The 16,689-nt window shown below is 41.1% G+C and carries 11 protein-coding genes, 3 tRNA genes and 3 rRNA genes; 15 read left to right on the top strand and 2 right to left on the bottom strand.

Annotation, left to right across the window (positions count from 1 at the left end):
* Positions 1–254 precede the first annotated feature (254 nt).
* Positions 255–1,043, bottom strand: coding sequence for a ParB/RepB/Spo0J family partition protein (locus PYW30_RS10340; protein WP_042218180.1), 789 nt, complete (start codon positions 1,041–1,043; stop codon positions 255–257).
* 317 nt (positions 1,044–1,360) lie between these two features.
* Between PYW30_RS10340 and PYW30_RS10335 the strand changes: the two genes are divergently transcribed.
* From PYW30_RS10335 to PYW30_RS10290, 10 genes are all read left to right on the top strand, one after another.
* Positions 1,361–2,909 (top strand): 16S ribosomal RNA (locus PYW30_RS10335).
* A 109-nt stretch (positions 2,910–3,018) separates the two neighbouring features.
* Positions 3,019–3,091, top strand: a tRNA-Ala gene (locus PYW30_RS10330).
* A gap of 167 nt (positions 3,092–3,258) precedes the next feature.
* Positions 3,259–6,160 (top strand): 23S ribosomal RNA (locus tag PYW30_RS10325).
* A gap of 84 nt (positions 6,161–6,244) precedes the next feature.
* Positions 6,245–6,360: ribosomal RNA gene (rrf, locus tag PYW30_RS10320) — 5S ribosomal RNA — on the top strand.
* Together the 16S, 23S and 5S rRNA genes with 3 tRNA genes alongside form the textbook arrangement of a ribosomal RNA operon.
* A gap of 6 nt (positions 6,361–6,366) precedes the next feature.
* A tRNA-Glu gene (locus PYW30_RS10315) sits at positions 6,367–6,438 on the top strand.
* Positions 6,439–6,476: 38 nt separating this feature from the next.
* Positions 6,477–6,549, top strand: a tRNA-Asn gene (locus PYW30_RS10310).
* Positions 6,550–6,620: 71 nt separating this feature from the next.
* Complete coding sequence (gene mnmL / locus PYW30_RS10305) at positions 6,621–7,565, top strand: tRNA modification radical SAM protein MnmL/YtqA (protein ID WP_003133558.1); 945 nt, start codon at positions 6,621–6,623, stop codon at positions 7,563–7,565.
* A complete protein-coding gene (mnmM, locus tag PYW30_RS10300) occupies positions 7,558–8,097 on the top strand; it encodes a tRNA 5-(aminomethyl)-2-thiouridylate-methyltransferase MnmM (RefSeq protein WP_042219510.1) in 540 nt (179 codons plus the stop codon). Before mnmL ends, mnmM begins: the two co-directional genes overlap by 8 nt.
* Before the next feature lie 279 nt (positions 8,098–8,376).
* Positions 8,377–9,273 (top strand): GRP family sugar transporter, encoded by an 897-nt coding sequence (locus tag PYW30_RS10295; RefSeq protein WP_042219512.1) that lies wholly within the window; start codon positions 8,377–8,379, stop codon positions 9,271–9,273.
* Positions 9,274–9,314: 41 nt separating this feature from the next.
* The gene (locus PYW30_RS10290; protein WP_042219513.1) at positions 9,315–10,703 is read left to right on the top strand and encodes an APC family permease; all 1,389 of its coding nucleotides are present in this window, start codon (positions 9,315–9,317) and stop codon (positions 10,701–10,703) included.
* A 34-nt stretch (positions 10,704–10,737) separates the two neighbouring features.
* On the opposite strand, the gene PYW30_RS10285 is transcribed toward PYW30_RS10290, so the two are convergent.
* On the bottom strand, positions 10,738–12,024 hold the full coding sequence (locus PYW30_RS10285) for a serine hydrolase (RefSeq protein WP_042219514.1): 1,287 nt from the start codon (positions 12,022–12,024) through the stop codon (positions 10,738–10,740).
* 299 nt (positions 12,025–12,323) lie between these two features.
* Here PYW30_RS10285 and PYW30_RS10280 point away from each other — a divergent pair, with 299 nt between their 5' ends.
* The 5 genes from PYW30_RS10280 to PYW30_RS10260 all read left to right on the top strand — a co-directional run bounded on the left by PYW30_RS10280 (position 12,324) and on the right by PYW30_RS10260 (position 16,677).
* Entirely contained in the window at positions 12,324–12,956 is a 633-nt protein-coding gene (locus tag PYW30_RS10280; RefSeq protein ID WP_042219516.1) for a helix-turn-helix domain-containing protein, read from the top strand.
* 301 nt (positions 12,957–13,257) lie between these two features.
* Positions 13,258–13,671, top strand: a complete 414-nt coding sequence (rpsL, locus tag PYW30_RS10275; RefSeq protein ID WP_003133552.1) for a 30S ribosomal protein S12 — start codon at positions 13,258–13,260, stop codon at positions 13,669–13,671.
* A gap of 19 nt (positions 13,672–13,690) precedes the next feature.
* Positions 13,691–14,158: a 30S ribosomal protein S7 gene (gene rpsG / locus PYW30_RS10270; RefSeq protein ID WP_003133550.1), complete on the top strand. Its 468-nt coding sequence runs from the start codon at positions 13,691–13,693 to the stop codon at positions 14,156–14,158.
* A gap of 214 nt (positions 14,159–14,372) precedes the next feature.
* Positions 14,373–16,313, top strand: coding sequence for an OPT/YSL family transporter (locus PYW30_RS10265; protein ID WP_003133548.1), 1,941 nt, complete (start codon positions 14,373–14,375; stop codon positions 16,311–16,313).
* Positions 16,306–16,677, top strand: a complete 372-nt coding sequence (locus PYW30_RS10260) for a PqqD family protein (protein WP_014025542.1) — start codon at positions 16,306–16,308, stop codon at positions 16,675–16,677. Before PYW30_RS10265 ends, PYW30_RS10260 begins: the two co-directional genes overlap by 8 nt.
* The last annotated feature ends 12 nt before the right edge of the window (positions 16,678–16,689 follow it).

The raw sequence follows: 16,689 nt of genomic DNA, 5'->3' as shown, positions 1-16,689 counted from the left end.
ATTTTTCCTCTAATATATTAAAATTAAGTAGAACCTATTATATCATGTTGATAACTATTTATCCACCGCTGTTGAAAAAAAATACTAATTTTCCACAGAAGTGGATAACTATCCCCAAAATTGTGGATAATGTGGAGAAAAGAAAAGTTTTCCACAGGAATCAACAGCTATAACAAGCGATTCTAAACTTTTCCACAAAAAAGGAAAACAATATTTTTGTGAGTAAATCTTGGGATAAAAAATCCACAGTACATTTACTGTGGATTTTTTGTGAGTTTATTCAAGAGTTCTTCGAGTTGTTCCAGACTTTCAAAATGCAATTCTAATTTCCCATTTTGATGCTTATCATTATATGAAATTTTATTACTTACACCTAAACATCTTGCAAGTTCTTTTTCCTTTTCTTCTATATAAATGCTTTTTTTATTGCTCTTTTTTTTAGTGGGGACTTTTTGATAAATAATATCTTCAAGTTGGCGCACATTTAGTTTCTCTTCAATGATTTTATGAGCTAAGGAAACTTGTTTTTCCTTATTTTCTTCAGCAAGAAGTGTCCGGGCGTGAGCTAAACTGATTTTTTTATCTTCTAATAGAAGAAGTATTTCTTGAGGGAGTTTTAAAATTCTCAAGAGATTTGAAATATAGGAGCGAGATTTTCCGAGATGCTGAGCAACTTCCTCATGAGTCATCGCACTTTTTTCTATAATTTTTTTGATGCTTTCGGCTTCGTCTAATGGACTCATATCATCACGCTGTAAATTTTCCAAAATAGAGAGCACCATCATCTCATTATCAGAATAAGAACGAATAATCGCTGGTATCTTATCGATATTTGCCAATTTTGATGCACGCAAACGTCGTTCTCCTGCTAGAAGCTCGTATCCAAAGAGATTACTCTTACGAACAATGATGGGCTGAAGTACCCCATTGACTTCTATAGATTGAGATAACTCTTTTAATTTATTGTGATCGAAATGTCTACGTGGTTGATAAGGATTTTTACTAATATCTTCTATATTTAGCAGATAAATTTTTTCTTCCATGTGCTAATAATACCATAAAATGCCAAAAACGAGAATAAAATTTAAAAAAATATTGTTAAAGAACGTGACAACGGCGGGGTTTTCCGAACAAGGGTAAAAAAAGAAGTAAAAAACCACAGTTTATTCTTGACAGGGAGGGAGTAGTTTGATAGAATATAATAGTTGTCGCGAGAGAGCGTATCTCCCGTGAGAGCGATAGACCTTTGAAAACTGAATAAAGTAGAATGACTATATGCGAGAAGGGAACTTCTTGTATACCAACTGTCAATTCAATAATGAAAGACAAAACAACAGCCAGTTCATTTGATGAACTAAATTTAAATGAGAGTTTGATCCTGGCTCAGGACGAACGCTGGCGGCGTGCCTAATACATGCAAGTCGAGCGATGATTAAAGATAGCTTGCTATTTTTATGAAGAGCGGCGAACGGGTGAGTAACGCGTGGGAAATCTGCCGAGTAGCGGGGGACAACGTTTGGAAACGAACGCTAATACCGCATAACAATGAGAATCGCATGATTCTTATTTAAAAGAAGCAATTGCTTCACTACTTGATGATCCCGCGTTGTATTAGCTAGTTGGTAGTGTAAAGGACTACCAAGGCGATGATACATAGCCGACCTGAGAGGGTGATCGGCCACACTGGGACTGAGACACGGCCCAGACTCCTACGGGAGGCAGCAGTAGGGAATCTTCGGCAATGGGGGCAACCCTGACCGAGCAACGCCGCGTGAGTGAAGAAGGTTTTCGGATCGTAAAACTCTGTTGTTAGAGAAGAACGTTAAGTAGAGTGGAAAATTACTTAAGTGACGGTATCTAACCAGAAAGGGACGGCTAACTACGTGCCAGCAGCCGCGGTAATACGTAGGTCCCAAGCGTTGTCCGGATTTATTGGGCGTAAAGCGAGCGCAGGTGGTTTCTTAAGTCTGATGTAAAAGGCAGTGGCTCAACCATTGTGTGCATTGGAAACTGGGAGACTTGAGTGCAGGAGAGGAGAGTGGAATTCCATGTGTAGCGGTGAAATGCGTAGATATATGGAGGAACACCGGAGGCGAAAGCGGCTCTCTGGCCTGTAACTGACACTGAGGCTCGAAAGCGTGGGGAGCAAACAGGATTAGATACCCTGGTAGTCCACGCCGTAAACGATGAGTGCTAGCTGTAGGGAGCTATAAGTTCTCTGTAGCGCAGCTAACGCATTAAGCACTCCGCCTGGGGAGTACGACCGCAAGGTTGAAACTCAAAGGAATTGACGGGGGCCCGCACAAGCGGTGGAGCATGTGGTTTAATTCGAAGCAACGCGAAGAACCTTACCAGGTCTTGACATACTCGTGCTATCCTTAGAGATAAGGAGTTCCTTCGGGACACGGGATACAGGTGGTGCATGGTTGTCGTCAGCTCGTGTCGTGAGATGTTGGGTTAAGTCCCGCAACGAGCGCAACCCTTATTACTAGTTGCCATCATTAAGTTGGGCACTCTAGTGAGACTGCCGGTGATAAACCGGAGGAAGGTGGGGATGACGTCAAATCATCATGCCCCTTATGACCTGGGCTACACACGTGCTACAATGGATGGTACAACGAGTCGCCAACCCGCGAGGGTGCGCTAATCTCTTAAAACCATTCTCAGTTCGGATTGCAGGCTGCAACTCGCCTGCATGAAGTCGGAATCGCTAGTAATCGCGGATCAGCACGCCGCGGTGAATACGTTCCCGGGCCTTGTACACACCGCCCGTCACACCACGGAAGTTGGGAGTACCCAAAGTAGGTTGCCTAACCGCAAGGAGGGCGCTTCCTAAGGTAAGACCGATGACTGGGGTGAAGTCGTAACAAGGTAGCCGTATCGGAAGGTGCGGCTGGATCACCTCCTTTCTAAGGAATATAAAAAAAGATGTTGTTCTACTTTATTCAGTTTTGAGGGGTCTATAAAGACCAACAAGCAGTCTTTTGATGCAAGATAGAGAAGATTGCGTTGAGAGAAGGGGCCTTAGCTCAGCTGGGAGAGCGCCTGCTTTGCACGCAGGAGGTCAGCGGTTCGATCCCGCTAGGCTCCATAAGATACGGAAGTATCTGGTCAACGAAGACGTTAAAATAGGAATTGATCATTGAAAACTAAATAACAATATCTTATAACGATAAATAAACCGAGAAATGTTTTAAACATTTCTGTAAAGCTGCGAATTCTTTTAAAGAGTTCGAAAAAACTTATACTTGTTTTAATGGCAAAGTTAATAAGGGCGCACGGTGGATGCCTTGGCATTAAGAGCCGAAGAAGGACGTGACTAACGACGATATTCTAGGGGGAGCAGTAAGTACGCATTGATCCCTAGGTCTCCGAATGGGGAAACCCACTATGTTATGCATAGTATCCGTAAGTGAATACATAGCTTACGCGAAGGTAACGCAGAGAACTGAAACATCTAAGTACCTGCAGGAAGAGAAAGTAAAAACGATTTCCTAAGTAGCGGCGAGCGAACGGGAAACAGGCCAAACCAAGAAGCTTGCTTCTTGGGGTTGTAGGACTGCAACGTGGACTTAAAGTCTATAGAAGAATTACCTGGGAAGGTAAGCCAAAGAGAGTAATAGCCTCGTATTTGAAATAGACTTTATACCTAGCAGTATCCTGAGTAGGGCTGGACACGCGAAATCCAGTTTGAATCCGGGAGGACCATCTCCCAAGCCTAAATACTCCTTAATGACCGATAGTGAACCAGTACCGTGAGGGAAAGGTGAAAAGAACCCCGGGAGGGGAGTGAAATAGCACCTGAAACCGTGTGCCTACAAGAAGTTCGAGCCCGTCAATGGGTGAGAGCGTGCCTTTTGTAGAATGAACCGGCGAGTTACGTTATGATGCGAGGTTAAGCTGAAGAGGCGGAGCCGTAGCGAAAGCGAGTCTGAATAGGGCGCTTTAGTATCATGATGTAGACCCGAAACCTAGTGACCTATCCATGAGCAGGTTGAAGGTGCGGTAAGACGCACTGGAGGACCGAACCAGGACACGTTGAAAAGTGTTTGGATGACTTGTGGATAGCGGAGAAATTCCAAACGAACTGGGAGATAGCTGGTTCTCTCCGAAATAGCTTTAGGGCTAGCGTCGCAATTTAAGTGTATTGGAGGTAGAGCACTGTTTGGATGAGGGGCCCATCTCGGGTTACCAATTTCAGATAAACTCCGAATGCTAATACACATGTGCGGCAGTCAGACTGCGAGTGCTAAGATCCGTAGTCGAAAGGGAAACAGCCCAGACCACCAGCTAAGGTCCCAAAATATATGTTAAGTGGAAAAGGATGTGGGGTTGCACAGACAACTAGGATGTTAGCTCAGAAGCAGCTATCATTCAAAGAGTGCGTAATAGCTCACTAGTCGAGTGACCCTGCGCCGAAAATGTACCGGGGCTAAACATATTACCGAAGCTGTGGATTTAATATTAATTAAATGGTAGGAGAGCGTTGTAATCAGCGATGAAGGTATACCGTGAGGGGTGCTGGAGCGATTACAAGTGAGAATGCCGGTATGAGTAGCGCAAGATAAGTGAGAATCTTATCCACCGTAAGACTAAGGTTTCCAGGGGAAGGCTCGTCCGCCCTGGGTTAGTCGGGACCTAAGGCGAGGCCGAAAGGCGTAGTCGATGGACAACAGGTTGATATTCCTGTACTAGTATTGTTAGTGATGGAGGGACGCAGTAGGCTAAAGGGAGCCAGTTAATGGATTCTGGTCTAAGCAGTGAGGTGTGGAATGTGTCAAATGCATTTTCCTTTAACATTGAGCTGTGATGGGGAAGCAACTACGGTTGCGAAGCCCTTGATGTCACACTGCCAAGAAAATCTTCTAGCGTTTAATTCAATACTACCCGTACCGCAAACCGACACAGGTAGTCGAGGCGAGTAGCCTCAGGTGATCGAGAGAACTCTCGTTAAGGAACTCGGCAAAATGACCCCGTAACTTCGGGAGAAGGGGTGCTGTAGAAATACAGCCGCAGTGAAAAGATCCAAGCAACTGTTTATCAAAAACACAGCTCTCTGCTAAACCGCAAGGTGATGTATAGGGGGTGACGCCTGCCCGGTGCTGGAAGGTTAAGAGGAGGGGTTAGACATTAGTCGAAGCTCTGAATTGAAGCCCCAGTAAACGGCGGCCGTAACTATAACGGTCCTAAGGTAGCGAAATTCCTTGTCGGGTAAGTTCCGACCCGCACGAAAGGCGTAATGATTTGGATACTGTCTCAACGAGAGACTCGGTGAAATTTTAGTACCTGTGAAGATGCAGGTTACCCGCGACAGGACGGAAAGACCCCATGGAGCTTTACTGCAGATTGATATTGAGTACCTGTGAAGCATGTACAGGATAGGTAGGAGACTTTGACCTTGGGACGCTAGTTTCAAGTGAGTCGCTGTTGGGATACTACCCTTGCTTCATGGTTGCTCTAACCCACACGCATAATCGGCGTGGGAGACAGTGTCTGTCGGGCAGTTTGACTGGGGCGGTCGCCTCCTAAAGAGTAACGGAGGCGCCCAAAGGTTCCCTCAACATGGTTGGAAATCATGTGTAGAGTGTAAAGGTATAAGGGAGCTTGACTGCGAGAGCTACAACTCGAGCAGGTAGGAAACTAGGGCTTAGTGATCCGGTGGTACCGCATGGAAGGGCCATCGCTCAACGGATAAAAGCTACCCTGGGGATAACAGGCTTATCTCCCCCAAGAGTTCACATCGACGGGGAGGTTTGGCACCTCGATGTCGGCTCGTCGCATCCTGGGGCTGTAGTCGGTCCCAAGGGTTGGGCTGTTCGCCCATTAAAGCGGCACGCGAGCTGGGTTCAGAACGTCGTGAGACAGTTCGGTCCCTATCCGTCGCGGGCGTAGGAAATTTGAGAGGATCTGCCCTTAGTACGAGAGGACCGGGGTGGACTTACCGCTGGTGTACCAGTTGTTCCGCCAGGAGCACCGCTGGGTAGCTATGTAGGGAAGGGATAAGCGCTGAAAGCATCTAAGTGCGAAGCCCACCTCAAGATGAGATTTCCCATTCTTTATGAATTAAGAGCCCTGAGAGATGATCAGGTTGATAGGCTGGAAGTGGAAGTCCTGCGAGGGATGGAGCGGACCAGTACTAATAGCTCGAGGACTTTACCAAGTAATAGAACATATGAGTTTAGCTTTACTTATTTATCAAGAGATTGTTATTTAGTTTTGAGTGTTCAATACATTCAGACCATGATTTGGTATTCATTGCATAGGAGATACACCTGTTCCCATGTCGAACACAGAAGTTAAGTCCTATTACGCCGGAAGTAGTTGGGGGTTGCCCCCTGTGAGATATGGTAAATGCCAAGTTTATATGGTCCGTTGGTCAAGGGGTTAAGACACCGCCTTTTCACGGCGGTAACACGGGTTCGAATCCCGTACGGACTATATTCTCAATTCCCGATTTATGATCGGGTTTTGTTTTATGCGGATTAGCTCAGTTGGTAGAGCGCACGACTGTTAATCGTGTTGTCGTCGGTTCGAGCCCGACATCCGCAGTCAAGTAAATCAGCCTGTGGCTGTTTTTTTTGTTGTGTTATAATAGTAGGTACTGAAGGAAGTAATATACTATGCAAAAACGTTATACCACGTGGAATGAATATTTAAGAGGGACTTTTGGAGAAAAAATTTTTAAGGTTCCCATTGATGCTGGATTTGACTGTCCCAATCGGGATGGAACTGTTGCACATGGCGGCTGTACATTTTGTACTGTTTCTGGTTCTGGAGATTTGATATTGGAGCCTGATGCGCCAATCGCTGAGCAATTTCGGGTTGAAGTTGAAGCTTTCCATAAAAAATGGCCTGGTGTAAAAAAATATATCGCCTACTTTCAAAACTTCACCAATACGCACGCCCCAGTCGAAGTTTTACGTGAACGTTTTGAGGAAGCTGTAAACCAGCCCGATGTTGTAGGGATCTCTATTGGAACACGTCCTGATTGTCTTCCGCCAGAAGTGGTGGATTATCTGGCAGAACTTAATACGCGTATGGAAGTTTGGATTGACTTGGGCCTTCAAACGACATTTGAAAAGACAAGTGATTTAATTAACAGAGCACATGATTATCAAACTTATACGGATGCTGTGGCTCGTTTACGTGAGCATGACATTAATGTGTGTGTCCATTTGATTAATGGATTACCTGGTGAAACGCATGAAATGATGTTAGAGAATGTACGCCGTATGATTTTGGATTCGGATATTCAGGGCGTAAAACTTCATTTATTGCATTTAATGAAAAATACACGAATGCAACGTGATTACCATGATGGACGTTTACAACTCTTGTCTCAAGAAGAATATGTGAATATTATCTGTGATCAGCTCGAGATGATACCTAAAGAAATTGTTATTCATCGTCTCACAGGAGATGCACCACGTGAGGCTTTGATTGGCCCAATGTGGTCTTTAAATAAGTGGGAAGTCTTGAATGCGATTGATCGTGAAATGGAGCGCCGGGGCTCTGTTCAAGGCTGTAAAAATATTAGAGAAGTGGAGTCAATTACCTATGCTTAGACCAATTGAGATGGCACATCAAATGTTATCTAAAACAATTAAGCCGGGTGATGTGGTCATTGATGCTACAATGGGGAACGGTTGGGATACAGCCTTTCTTGCCAGCCTGACGGATAAGGTCTATGCCTTTGATGTGCAAAAGGAAGCCTTTCTTGCCACGCAAGCTTTATTGCAAGACAAAAACCTAGAAGCCAAGCTAATCTTAGACGGCCATGAAAGTATTGATAAATATGTCACGGATGGCGTAAAAGCTGCTATTTTTAACTTAGGTTATTTGCCTCGGACAGACAAATCGATTATTACTCGGCCAAGTACCACTCTAAGAGCTTTAGATATCCTAAAAGAAAAACTTCTTCCTCATGGGCAGATTATGCTTGTTGTTTATTACGGACACGAAGGCGGTCAAAGTGAAAAAGATGCTGTTCTTGCTTGGGCAAGTGGTCTTCCCCAAGCACAATGGCATGTAATGAAATATGAGCCTCTGAACCAGATTCATACACCACCTTTTTTGATTTGTATTGAAAAGCGATAAAACACGCATTCGCGTGTTTTATTTTTTTCCTCTTCTATATTTTGTTAGAATAAAAGTGTGATAAAAATGAGTTAAAAATAAACTTTTAAAAGCATGAAAAAGAGTTAGAACTTTTTACCAGTATTTTAAGCATAATGGACGAACTATTAATGCAAATTTAAAACAGTACGTTAAAAACCATATTAAATTAAAAAACAGATAAGAAGAATGCGTTGAAATTTATTTATAATAATGTTAAAATAAGAAGATTTTTAGTTAATATTTATTTTGGAGGCTGAAATGGAAGGAATTTTACTAGCTCTCGTCCCAATGTTCGCATGGGGATCCATTGGTTTTGTATCAAATAAAATTGGTGGAACAGCAAAACAACAAACTTTGGGGATGACTTTTGGAGCTTTTGTCTTTGCTCTGATAGTATTTCTTATCCGTCAACCTCAATTAAGTTTTCCTATTTTTCTTATTGGTTTTATTGGTGGCTTTATATGGGCAATTGGTCAAAGTGGACAGTTTCACTCTATGAAATATCTCGGCGTATCCGTAGCTGGTCCCTTATCTGCGGGTTCCCAACTCGTTTTGGCAGCGCTGATCGGTGTCTTTATTTTCCATGAGTGGACCCAAAATATTCAATATACATTAGGATTTATTGCTATTGTAGCTTTAATTATTGGCTTTTATTTTTCAGCGAAAAGAGATCCCGAAAATACCATTGCGGTAGAAAAGCATCATTATGTTAGAGGTTTGATTTGTTTAGCTTACTCAACTTTAGCTTATGTATCTTATGTGTTTTTGTTTAATAATTTATCTGCTCTCTGGTTTAATATTCATTTTGATACGTTAACAATTATTTTTCCAATGTCAATCGGAATGGTTGTAGGGGCTTTTGTCCTTTCTGGTGGTGATATAAAAATGGAAGCAGTTGTTTTTAAAAATATTTCTGTCGGACTAATGTGGGGCGTAGGTAATGTCTTCATGTTGCTCGCGGCTTCCCTGGCAGGAAATGCTATTGCTTTTTCCTTCTCACAATTAGGAGTAATCATTTCAACAATTGGTGGTATTCTCTTTTTAGGGGAGAAAAAAACAAAGAAGGAATTAGCCTACATTATAATAGGGACAGTATTGTTTATTCTTGGAGCAATCTTACTGGCTATTGTCAAAGCAAAAGGTATCAATAATTGATGTACTGAAGAAATCTAAAGATATGATAGTAGAGGAGTGATATGAACATTTTTCGTAAAAGAGTAGTTCAAGAAAAAAGTGAAATGAAACGTACTCTTAATTCGATGGACTTAACTTTATTAGGTCTAGGATCAATGGTAGGAGCAGGTATTTTTACCTTTACTGGTGTCGGTGTAGCTTTGATTGCTGGGCCTTCACTTATTATATCCATTATTATTGCGGGGGTTGCTGTAGGGTTGTCCGCTCTGATTTTTGCGGAGTTTGCTTCACGTGTCCCCAGCCGAGGTGGGCCTTATGGCTATATTTATGCTGTTTTTGGGGAATTTCCGGCTTGGATTGTAGGCTGGCTTTTGGCAATTGAATTTTTTACAACAATCTCAATCGTTGCAAAGTCATGGAGTGGGTATTTCAAAGGCTTGCTGCATTTGCAACTTCCTTCTAGATTAGACGGCTCCTTCGGCCATACTTCCGGTTTTTCTATTGATTTAATTCCAATGTTGGTAGTGGCTGCAATAACGGTGATGATTTTCTTAAACACGCGAACAGTGTCCCATTTGAATAATACTCTCGTCGTTTTAAAGTTTTCAGCCTTAATTGTCTTTATTATTGTTGGCCTTTTTTATCTGGAACCTGCAAACTGGTCTAATTTTGCGCCTTTTGGCTTGGGTTCCTTAATTGGGGGTCAATCAGGTATCTTACCAGGTGCTTCGATGCTATTTATTGCCTTTATTGGTTACGAAACAGTGTCGACAGCGGTAGATGAGGCTGAAAATCCCCGCCGAAATATTCCTTATGGCGTGATCAGTTCACTTTTTGTTGCGGTAGTCTTTTATGTTATTGTGACATTGGTGCTTACAGGAACGGTGCCTTATTATAAGTTAAATGTCACAAATTCTATTGCATTTGCTCTTGCTTACCTTGGAGTTGAATGGGCAGCGACTTACATTTCTGTTATAGCGGTGGTTACGTTACTCAGTGTTGCTCTCACTATGTCTTACGCCTTGTCACGCTTACTTTACTCTATGAGTCGTGACGGACTTTTACCCCCAAAGCTCAGTAAAATTTCAACTAAGCACCAAACACCAATTAATGCAACGCTTGTCATTGGGGGTGTTTCCATGTTGATAGCCGGTTTTGTTCCGATGTCCTCTCTCAGTCAGTTTTTGAGTTTATCTACATTGTTGTATCTGATTGTATTAGCTCTTGGTTTGTTAAAGCTACGTAAAGAACAAGGGGTGCCACAACCCCATGAGTTTAAAACCCCACTCGTCCCTTTACTCCCTATCTTATCAATCATTGTCAATGGCTTTTTGATTGTACACTATCATACACAAGTGTGGCTTTTTCTTCTCCTTTTACTTATGTTTGCAGCTGGGTTCTACTTTACTTACAGTTATCGTCATTCTAAGCTAGAAAACTCTATAAATTAAAAAAAACTTTCTTGCATGCAAGAAAGTTTTTTTATTAGAGTTTTTCGTTTACAAAACGGACGAATTTATTCCACATCACGACAAAGACATTCGCACGTTCTACGTCTGTCTTAGCTGTAAGAGGAAAATGATAACCTGAAAATCCTGGAAGATAACCGAGTTTATCTTTTTGTGTAGCCGTAGCCTGAACTAACTCTTCTCCTTTTTTGACGGGGGCTTCAATATTTGTTTTAGGGTCAAGATCAAAGGTGATCTCCATTGCATTCATGTCTGCCGTACCATTTTTTAAGGGAACAACAGCGGAGAAGTTGTCTTTAGCTATAAGATCAATACTGTTTTTCTTTCCATCTCGTACGGGAAGTTTAGGGAAATCGCTGAGTTGCTCATCCTTACTAAGAATATCTGCATTTGTCCAAGAAGCATAGACTTGATTCATAAGATCATTAGTGAGTGTAAAAGGTGTTGAATTATCTACAGAAGGGTCTTTAGCTTCTAAAATAACGGTAATGATACGGAAACCATTTTGAACTGTTGTAGCAGCAAAGCAGTCAACATAAAATGAAGTTGAACCAGTTTTAAGACCATCTACACCGGCGCGTGTTGTTGTAAAACCAGGCAACATTTGGTTCGTATTTGCTAAGGTAGTTTCAGATTGCCCTCCTTTATCAAAAGGAAGTTCTGTCTTTTCGGTGATTTTCAATATTTCGGGATAATCTTTGAGGAGATGTGTACACATAATGGCAACATCTTGAGCACTCATTGTATTAGCATCATTTTCAGTAGAGCCCGGATAAATATTTTTACCGAGTTCACTATTTGGGAGGCCAGAAGAAGTATAAATTTTAGCATCTGTAATGCCCCACTCTTTCAATTGGGCCATCATCATATCAACAAATTTCGGTTCTGAACCACCGATTTTTTCTGCCAAAGCTATAGCAGCGGAGTTAGCTGAAGGTAAAAGCAAGGCATTAAGTAAATCTTTAACCGTGACTTCAGTTCCCTCAGCAAGTGGGATATTACTTGCGTTACTATTCATTGTTAAATTATAGGCATAGTCAGAAATAGGTACTTTTGTATCCCAAGCAATTTTTTTCTCGTCGACACTCTTATAAACCAAGTAGGCCGTTAAAAGTTTAGTGATTGAGGCGATGCGCGTGCTTGAATCCGTTGCGTTTTGGCTATAAAGGATTTTGCCACTATTTGCATCCACGGCAATAGAGGATTTTGCATCCACAGAAAAATCTGCAGCTTGAGCATTTATAGTCGCCAAAGGAGAGAATAAAAGCAGTAAGGAAAGGAAAGTGATCAAGATTTTTTTCATGGTTCTATTTTATCATACCAGAGAAATAAGGTCTAATGTATTTCAAAAATAATTAGTGTTAAATTCACACGGAGAGATGCTTGAACAGCAAATCGAAGGTTTCACGTAAAACATGACGCATCTTTTAAAAAAAGCCACGCAAATATTTGTTATTTTTAAAGAAGTAAATGAAGTTTACAGTATTAGTAAACTTCATTTACAACATTTCTTTTCACCCTTTTGATAGAGGCATGCAAGAAATATTTGCTAGACATTCCCTTCTTTTTAATATATCATGATGGGGCAAGAAAGGAGTAAAGATGAAGTTAGCCACTGTTTTAGTAGAGGAACGGAAGAAAAAAGGAGAAACGCAGCAAAAGGTCGCTGATACACTCTATATTTCGAGACAATCCCTTTCCAACTGGGAGAACGGGAAAAACTTCCCAGATGTTCCGATGCTTATAGAACTAAGTAATTATTATGATTTTTCACTTGATATTATTAAAGGAGACGCCCAGTTTATGAAGCAAGTCAAGAAAGATTATGAGTTAATCAATACGAAGAAAGCGAACAGGAAGTATTCTATACTATTGATTATATTGACCAGCCTTATCTTACTCTTATCATTATTACTCCTTCCCCTATCACAGAACAATATAACATTGCTTAACAGTATTACAGTACTCATCTTCCTCCTTTGCATTCTCCTTTTACATGTAACTGTAAGCTTTAATAAACTTGCTTATCAGCATTATAAAGGAATATCGGATTCTCCCCTTTGGGTACCAAAAGCATTCGGTTACGGCCTTAGTATTAATCCTTATAACAAGATAGGACGTATACTGACCATTGTTCTCTTAATTTTTTTAGACCTTTTATTTATTGGCTTGATTATCGCCATTTTGCTTTTTGGTTATCCTGCGACATCATTTATTCACTCATACAGGTATTAGGGCACTTAAGAGCGCGTGACAGTATAGAAAATGTAAGAATTTTTGTAAAGAAATACTTTTCTCTAAAATATGCAAAATAAAGTTGACAGGGTGTTTAAATTTTGATATGATAATAAACGGTACTTTTTATATTTGGTCCTAATAAGGAGAACTTGTATAAGTTGCCAAACTTCTTGTCAGAACTTGGATTAAGCGACCATATACTGACATTCCAACTTTATAAAAAAACAGAAAGGATTGTTTATTCGTTTTATTTCGCTTTGCGGTTCTCCGTAAATAAAAGGGATAAGCAGACAGAAAAATGCCTACTATTAACCAATTGGTGCGTAAAGGTCGTCACTCTAAAGTGGAAAAATCTAACTCACCTGCATTGAACATCGGCTATAACAGTCGTAAAAAACTCCAAACTAAAGTAGCAAGCCCACAAAAACGTGGTGTTGCAACTCGTGTTGGAACAATGACTCCGAAAAAACCTAACTCAGCGCTCCGTAAATTCGCTCGTGTACGTTTGTCTAACCTTATCGAGGTTACAGCATACATCCCAGGTATCGGTCACAACTTGCAAGAACACAGTGTTGTTCTTCTTCGTGGTGGTCGTGTAAAAGACTTGCCAGGGGTACGTTACCACATCGTTCGTGGTGCACTCGATACAGCTGGTGTAACAGATCGTAAACAAAGCCGTTCTAAATACGGTACTAAAAAACCAAAAGCGTAATTGAAAGGAGATAAGAAGAATGCGTAAAAATCGTGCCCCAAAACGTGAAGTTTTGGCAGATCCAATGTACAACTCAGTAGTAGTAACACGTCTTATCAACCGCGTTATGCTTGATGGTAAACGTGGCGTTTCTACAAATATCGTTTACGGAGCCTTCAAACAAATTGAAGAAGCTACTGGAAACAACCCACTTGAAGTTTTCGAAACAGCTATGGAAAATATCATGCCTGTTCTTGAAGTTCGCGCTCGTCGTGTTGGTGGTTCTAACTATCAAGTCCCAGTTGAAGTTCGTCCAGAACGTCGTACAACTCTCGGACTCCGTTGGTTGGTAACAATCGCTCGTAACCGTGGTGAACACACTATGCAAGATCGTCTTGCAAAAGAAATTCTTGATGCTGCAAACAACACAGGTGCTGCAGTTAAGAAACGTGAAGACACACACAAAATGGCAGAAGCAAACCGTGCGTTCGCTCACTTCCGTTGGTAAGAAAATGGCCTTTGGTCGTTATATTAGAAAAAACTTGACTTTAGGGTCAAGTTTTTTTGTTTTCAAAGATAAGAAAATAAAAAAATATACACATTTACATAACAAAAATATGAGAAAAAAGCTACAAAAAACACTTAAACACCTTGCAGATTTGATGAATTTGTAGTAAAATAAGGCGAAAACACTTTCAAACTTAAGGAGTATATTACACAATATGAAAAAATTGTCTAAAACCGCCTATGGCGGTGTCGCAGGGAAAGATTATCTCCCTTATGAAGATGGACGCAAAAAGAGTGCTGGCAACCCAGTTGTAATTGTTATTGGTATTATTTTGGCTATTCTTTTCGCAGCATCTACTGCCTATTCAGGAATGCGTGCTGGTTTAACAGTAGCTGCAGGTATCCCAGGGGCTATTCTTGGTTCAGGACTTTTGTCAATTTTTATCCGTAAAAATAACTTCCTGATGAAGAACATCCTACAGTCGATGGCAACTGGTGGTGAGTCAATCGCCTCAGGTCTTATCTTTGTCTTGCCAGCAGTTATCCTTATTGGACAACAAGTCTCTTTCTTTGAAGGTGTAATTGTTGGTGTTTCTGCGGTTCTTGTTTCTCTTGGTATTTTGTCATTTGTTCAAGACTACCTCTTAGTTGAAGAACATGGCACACTTGTTTATCCAGAAGCGATGGCTATTTCGGAAACACTTGTTGCTTCTTCAACAGGTGGTAACTCGCTTAAATATATGGGTATCGGTTTTGGTGTTGGTGGACTTATTACTGCATTCACTTCAGCAGTTTTTGGTGTTGTGAACAACGTTGTAAGCTATACAAACGAAACTTTCTACAAATGGAAACTTGAGATTGAAGTAAACCCAATGCTTGCTGCTATCGGATTTATTGTTGGACTTGAAGTTGCGGTAATGATGTTTGCTGGTTCAATCCTTGCTAACTTTGGTATCGCTCCATTGATTGGTTACTTCTCAGAAATGGCTGGAAACGGTCATCACGTTTGGAATGACCCATCTACTCCAATCCAAGCTATGAATTTTGCTGCTATCTCAGGATCATATGTTAAATACATTGGTGCAGGGATGATGATTTCTGGTGGTATGATTGGGGCAATCCGTCTTATTCCAACCATCATTAATTCTGTTAAAGCAACACTCGATGGTCGTAAAAATGCCGAAGCTGGAGAACGTGATTCACTTGGTATCTTCGCTATCCTTATTGGTATTGTTGCAACATTTGTTGTTGGCTTCATTATCTCTGGCGGAAACATTGCCATGACTTTCCTTGCTGGTATTCTTTCAATCGTTCTTTCAATGTTGTTCATCATCGTTGCAGGACGTTTGACAGGTACAATCGGTACATCTAACTTACCAGTATCTGGTATGACAATTGCTTCACTTGTTATCTTGACTCTTGTTTTCTTGACAATGGGTTGGACATCAAGTGCAGACCTTAAATCACTCTTGCTCTTCGGTACATTCATCGTTGTAGCGATTTCTGTAGCTGGTGGTTACACACAAGCTCAAAAAGTTACCTTCATCACTGGTGGTAACAAATATGAAGTACGTCGTTTCTTCCTTGTTGCTGCTGTTCTTGGTGTTGTAGTGGTTACAGGTGTTATCGTATTACTTCGTGATCAATTAGCCTTGACGGGTGATGCAGCTCAATTCGCCTTACCACAAGCAAACTTGATGGCAACTTTGACTGATGGTATCATCGGTGGAGAGCTTCCATGGCATATGATTATTGCTGGTATCGTGTTCGGTATTATCCTTTACATGATTAAAGTTCCAGTTATGACATTTGCGATTGGTTTCTACCTTCCAATTTCAACAACATCAATTATTCTTATTGGTGCTTTGGTACGTATTTTGGTAGAAGTTCTTGGTAAAAAAGATACAGAAGCTGTTCAAGAAGAACGTATGTCCTCAGGTGTCTCTTTATCGTCAGGTTTAGTTGCCGGTGCATCAATTATTGGTCTGTTGGGTATTATCCTTCAAGTTTCAGGAGTCGTAACTCCTGGAACACCTACGGGATTTGTAGGTTCTAATGCCATGGCTTGGGTGCTTATGGTCATCTTAATCATTGCGATCGTAGCACCATTGATGTCAATCAAGAAAGCTCCGGCTGCTGAGAAGTCAGATGAGTAATAAAAAGAAAAAAGATGATATTTCAGATGAAAATCTGAATATGGTTTTCCGAAAAAAAGATAAAGTGCTATTTGAATGGCATGAGGGTCGAATTCGGATTTATAAAGATCAAAAGCATTGGACACAAAATCTTATGCGTAAAATGGGGGCGAAAATACCTCAACGTACGTACATGTCTTTGGATGAATATGGTACACTTGTTTTTAGCATGATCGATGGTAAAACAACTGTAAAGGAAATAGGAGAAGCACTGAGTGCGCAGCATGAGGAGGCCTCTCAACAACTCTATGAGCGTCTTTTCCTGTACCTTAATCATTTAGAATCTGTCGAAAGGTGGATTGAGATTGTTGAAAAAGGAGAATAGTCTCCTTTTTCT

Origin of the sequence: Lactococcus garvieae subsp. garvieae, assembly GCF_029024465.1 — a bacterium.
Taxonomy (GTDB): domain Bacteria; phylum Bacillota; class Bacilli; order Lactobacillales; family Streptococcaceae; genus Lactococcus; species Lactococcus garvieae.
Note: the sequence above shows the minus strand (reverse complement) of the source record. Positions and strands in the feature narration are given on the sequence as shown.

Coding starts and splice junctions, on each gene's coding strand:
- PYW30_RS10280 (WP_042219516.1), top strand. CDS start 12,324: ATGAAGTTAGCCACTGTTTTAGTAGAGGAACGGAAGAAAAAAGGAGAA.
- rpsL (WP_003133552.1), top strand. CDS start 13,258: ATGCCTACTATTAACCAATTGGTGCGTAAAGGTCGTCACTCTAAAGTG.
- PYW30_RS10265 (WP_003133548.1), top strand. CDS start 14,373: ATGAAAAAATTGTCTAAAACCGCCTATGGCGGTGTCGCAGGGAAAGAT.
- rpsG (WP_003133550.1), top strand. CDS start 13,691: ATGCGTAAAAATCGTGCCCCAAAACGTGAAGTTTTGGCAGATCCAATG.
- PYW30_RS10260 (WP_014025542.1), top strand. CDS start 16,306: ATGAGTAATAAAAAGAAAAAAGATGATATTTCAGATGAAAATCTGAAT.
- PYW30_RS10290 (WP_042219513.1), top strand. CDS start 9,315: ATGAACATTTTTCGTAAAAGAGTAGTTCAAGAAAAAAGTGAAATGAAA.
- mnmL (WP_003133558.1), top strand. CDS start 6,621: ATGCAAAAACGTTATACCACGTGGAATGAATATTTAAGAGGGACTTTT.
- PYW30_RS10295 (WP_042219512.1), top strand. CDS start 8,377: ATGGAAGGAATTTTACTAGCTCTCGTCCCAATGTTCGCATGGGGATCC.
- mnmM (WP_042219510.1), top strand. CDS start 7,558: ATGCTTAGACCAATTGAGATGGCACATCAAATGTTATCTAAAACAATT.
- PYW30_RS10285 (WP_042219514.1), bottom strand. CDS start 12,024: ATGAAAAAAATCTTGATCACTTTCCTTTCCTTACTGCTTTTATTCTCT.
- PYW30_RS10340 (WP_042218180.1), bottom strand. CDS start 1,043: ATGGAAGAAAAAATTTATCTGCTAAATATAGAAGATATTAGTAAAAAT.